The organism is Thermogemmatispora sp., from assembly GCF_019683755.1.
GTDB lineage: Bacteria > Chloroflexota > Ktedonobacteria > Ktedonobacterales > Ktedonobacteraceae > Thermogemmatispora.
On record NZ_JADGHT010000397.1, the window covers coordinates 1 to 3,862 of the forward strand.

At 58.0% G+C, this 3,862-nt stretch carries 5 protein-coding genes; 2 read left to right on the plus strand and 3 right to left on the minus strand.

Features of this window, described 5'->3' with window-relative positions; all coding sequences use genetic code 11:
* Positions 1-13 precede the first annotated feature (13 nt).
* A complete protein-coding gene (locus tag IRZ24_RS17815) occupies positions 14-499 on the minus strand; it encodes a class I SAM-dependent methyltransferase (protein ID WP_297167246.1) in 486 nt (161 codons plus the stop codon).
* Positions 500-504: 5 nt separating this feature from the next.
* Positions 505-789 (minus strand): hypothetical protein, encoded by a 285-nt coding sequence (locus tag IRZ24_RS17820; RefSeq protein WP_297167248.1) that lies wholly within the window; start codon positions 787-789, stop codon positions 505-507.
* Between the two features lie 494 nt (positions 790-1,283).
* On the opposite strand from IRZ24_RS17820, the gene IRZ24_RS17825 reads away from it, so the two are divergent.
* Entirely contained in the window at positions 1,284-2,621 is a 1,338-nt protein-coding gene (locus IRZ24_RS17825) for a hypothetical protein (RefSeq protein WP_297167250.1), read from the plus strand.
* Between the two features lie 90 nt (positions 2,622-2,711).
* Here IRZ24_RS17825 and IRZ24_RS17830 read toward each other — a convergent pair whose 3' ends face one another.
* A complete protein-coding gene (locus tag IRZ24_RS17830; RefSeq protein WP_297167253.1) occupies positions 2,712-2,927 on the minus strand; it encodes a hypothetical protein in 216 nt (71 codons plus the stop codon).
* A gap of 288 nt (positions 2,928-3,215) precedes the next feature.
* On the opposite strand from IRZ24_RS17830, the gene IRZ24_RS17835 reads away from it, so the two are divergent.
* Positions 3,216-3,862: helix-turn-helix transcriptional regulator (locus IRZ24_RS17835; RefSeq protein WP_297167255.1), on the plus strand; the 647-nt coding region annotated here is incomplete at its 3' end.

Sequence of the window (3,862 nt, forward strand, 5' to 3'; positions counted from 1 at the left end):
ATCGTCGGCAGCGTCAGATGTGTATACGAGACTGCTGCAGGGGAATGCCCGCAACCAAGAGGCGCTGATGGACATAGCCGAAGGACTGGTTGGGGAAGGGCAGCCCCTGCAGCAGGTCCCCTTGCACGAAGTGCACGCTGGGGGGCAGAGGTTGCGAGGAGCGAGGCGGCTCGCGATCGAAGGCGGTGACCTGGCAGCGGGGGAAGGCCTCGGCGACCTCCATCGCCCAGCGGCCTGTGCCGGTGCCCACATCCAGCACCGGCACCCCCTCGCACAGCAGCTTAGCGACAGGGGCGAGCACATTCCCGCGGCATACTTGGCGCAGCACATAGTGTTGATAGTCCAGGCGGTTGAGTTCTTCTTGATCTTTGGGAAGGAGATAGGGAATGTCCTCTACTCGTCTCCGTCCGGCGGCATCGACAGACACGGTGGCCATTCCCGTTGCAGGGGAAGCTGACGGCAGGTCGGCTTCTGATCGGCGAGTGCGCCACCAGGGCATGAGTCTCACCTCCCTGCAGGGGCTGTTTGCACTCGTGCACTGCCAGAGGGAGCCATCGCCGGCGCCGGCAGGCAGGAAGGTCGGGCAGCAACAGACTGGACGACCCGAGGCTGTCCCGGCTCGTCAGGGACGAAGAACACGGGTTGCACGGCGGTTGCCATCATGATCCTCCTTTCTCTTGTCTCAATCGATAGCGCCGCTGCCGCTGTGGTCCCGGCAGGGACGGGAGACGAGGCGGCGCGGGCCTGTGCGCGGCGGCGCTTGCGGAAGAGATGATGCCAGAACCCCATGTTAGCGCTCCTTTCCAGATTCAGGATCTCTATACATCTCCTCGTCAGGATGAGCAGAGGTAAGCTGGTCATCTCCAGGATGAGCGTCAGCGGCAAGGGGATGCGCCAGCGCCTGCACACGAGGGGGAGGCGCTGCTCGCTGGGCCTGCCGCCGGCAGCAGCGGGGGCAGGGGGGCTGCGGTGCGAGAGAACCCGTCAGCGGTTGGACGGCAGTTGCCATCAGATGTTGCTCCTCCCTCTTGTCTGGCCATAAGCATCGCTGATGCGACCTGGCCTACGTTGTTTGACTGACTGTTCTGCCAAGATGCTGCTCTTCTTATCCGTCCGGTAGTGTAGCACACTGACCAGTACCGTCTCTTGGGAGTGGCACGCTGCTGTAATGTTGTGATATTACAGAGGGAGATGGCGTTGAAGAACGTCGGCAATGGTTCGTTGTACGCTGGTGAAAATACTATTCGTAGTGTCGTTGTTCGACCGCGGAAGGAGATTGCCACATGACCCAGTTCATGTGGGGGGAAAATGGAGAGTTCGGCCCGTTTAGTGCTGGCAAAGACGGCTATCCGAATAGCGGCGAAGTTGTACGATTTTACCGAGTGAAGAAAGGCATCAGTGCGTCGGAATTTGGAGAGCTCTACGCGAAAGCTCTCGCGGCGAAGCTCAAAGAACTCTACGGAAGAGAGTTCGAGGTGAAGCCGAAATCGCGGATCTGGGTGCTAACGATGGAGCGAACAAACAACGTCCCCACCGACATCACTCGTCGACGAGTGATCGCGGAGCTACTGGGTATCCCCGCCGTTCTCCTTGGACTCAGCGAGGGTTTAGCTGCGAAGCCAGTAGCTGTGAACGAATTGGCCTCGCCGAGGGCGCCAAGACGTGAAACGTTGCTCAAGGGAACCGTCGCGGAGTATCAGCAGACACTGGAAGTTTACTTTAATGGGTACTACACGAGGCATGGCTATGCAGACCTGGAGCAGCTGAACTTTTCTATCCAGCAGCTCATAGACATAGCAAGGCAGCTACCGGAGCAGGCCAAGATGCCAGTGATTGCCTTGCTATCGAGGTACTACCAGTTCGGTGTGATGGTCACGAGAGAGCAGTGCCAGTATGAGCAGGCAAGGAAATACGCCGATCAGGCCATTATCTGCGCACAAGCAGCTCATGGAATGAAACCGAGTAGCGATCTCCTCGCTATCGCGCTCTACCGGCGTGGGATTGCCGAATTCGAGCAGGCTATCACCAGCCCAGAGGCTCCCAGAGAGCGCATCTCCACTGCACAAAGCCTCATAGAGGGTGCGTTAACACACGCCCGGACGGCAACACCTGCGGTTCGGGGACTTGTCGCACTAGAATACGCGCTCGTCAGCGCCCACACGGCTCAGACAGAATGCGACCGAAAACAGGTACACTCCTTGCTGGAGAGCAGCCACCGGGATATCTCTCTGGGTGTCAACCAAGACAATGAGTTCACAAAGTGTTCACTGGACTGGTACTACCTGACGAGCGCCGAGGCGCTGATCGCGATAGGAGATCACGCAGAAGCGCTGGGGCAGCTAGAGCTAGCCGCAGAGATGACACCGCTTACTCTCCCTCGCCGGTTCGCCTATATGGATGCCTTACGCGCTCAGGCCCACCTTGCTCTGGGAGAGCCCATCGAAGCGGCACTGGCGGCGAAGGATGCGCTGCTGGCATCACGGCCCTTAAAGTCTGAGTTTAACATCGCCAGAGTAGCCTTAGTATATCGGCAGCTCCGCCAGAGGTACCGGCGTTCCAGAGAAATTACAGCGCTTGGTCAAGAGTTGCTCGGGTCCCATCCACAGCTTGTGACAGTTTAACGAATGGCGGCTCCGAAGACAGCTCCGGAGCCGCCTCCGATTCTCCCTCCTTGGCGGCGGCGGCCCAACAGGTGACGCCAGAAAGCCATGTCAGCGCTCCTTTCGTTGAGCAATGGACGTCTTCTCGTCAGGATGAGAGGATGGCTCGATAGAAGCCCCCGGCTTGCTGCCTGGAACCAGGGAGATGGTCGGTGCCAGGCCAGACAGGGCAGCTGCCTCGGGCTGGGCCTGCCGCCGGCAGCAGCGGGGGCAGGGCGACGGAGGCAGCGTCTGCACGTCAGTCAGTGGCTGCGGAAAGGTCGCCATTGGCTCGCACTCCTTTCTTTCGCCGTGGTGCCCGGTCCTTTGGATCAAAGCGTTGACAGGTGGATCATCTGCTTCTCTGATCGGCATGGATCAGCTCAGAGTCTTACCGTGGACAATAGTAAGGAACTTCTCCAAGGAAACCAAGACGAAAGCTCCCTAGAAGTCTGGGAAGTGTTAGGGAAGCACAAATGGCTCCTTGGCAGAGCCATTGCAATTCCTCATTCAGCCTGCTATAATGGGCGCAGAGATTTGCTGGCAGCCACCTTGTAGCAAGTGGGGAGTCTCAGTATGGGGAAGCAGCTCTGGCGCTACGGGAAGTACTCGCCTGGACTCTATGGCCTGCCTCATATGGGGGAGGTTATTGCTGACTATCGTAAAAGGAATGGCTACACTCAGGAGGCGCTCGCTGTTATTTGTGGTGTTGATAAACAAACAGTTGCCTACTGGGAAAGCCAGGTGTATCTTGCAGACATGAACCGACGCATTCTTCTCTGTAAAGTTCTCTCCATCCCGCCTGCTCTCCTCGGCCTCACCTGGAGAAGCGTGCTCGATGAGCGTGAGACGGCACGGTATATAGACGACTTCGAGTCTCTCTCTGAGCTCCTGGCCGAAAGCTGTTATGGGCTCTATAAGGATCTGCTAGCGGCTGCCCATAGTACTCCTGACAGGTACTCCCCGAGAGTAGCCCACCAATTTGTACGGCATCTCAGAGAACTTGAGACAATCGTTGAACATACACCTGCTCATGGAAGGGAACGATGGATCACCTTGCTCAGCCAGTACTATCAACATGCTGCTTTTATTGCTCAGCACCATTGTCAGGATGAGCGAGCGCTCTTGTATATTAATCGGGGGCTGGAGACAGCGACGCTTGCCACCCCTCGTGATCAGGCGCTCATAGGACTGGCCCTCTATAAGCGTGCACGCATCCAGAT

What these genes read in the sequence shown, in the direction of transcription:
- IRZ24_RS17815 (WP_297167246.1), bottom strand. Translation starts at nt 499, where the DNA reads ATGCCCTGGTGGCGCACTCGCCGATCAGAAGCCGACCTGCCGTCAGCT.
- IRZ24_RS17820 (WP_297167248.1), bottom strand. Translation starts at nt 789, where the DNA reads ATGGGGTTCTGGCATCATCTCTTCCGCAAGCGCCGCCGCGCACAGGCC.
- IRZ24_RS17825 (WP_297167250.1), top strand. Translation starts at nt 1,284, where the DNA reads ATGACCCAGTTCATGTGGGGGGAAAATGGAGAGTTCGGCCCGTTTAGT.
- IRZ24_RS17830 (WP_297167253.1), bottom strand. Translation starts at nt 2,927, where the DNA reads ATGGCGACCTTTCCGCAGCCACTGACTGACGTGCAGACGCTGCCTCCG.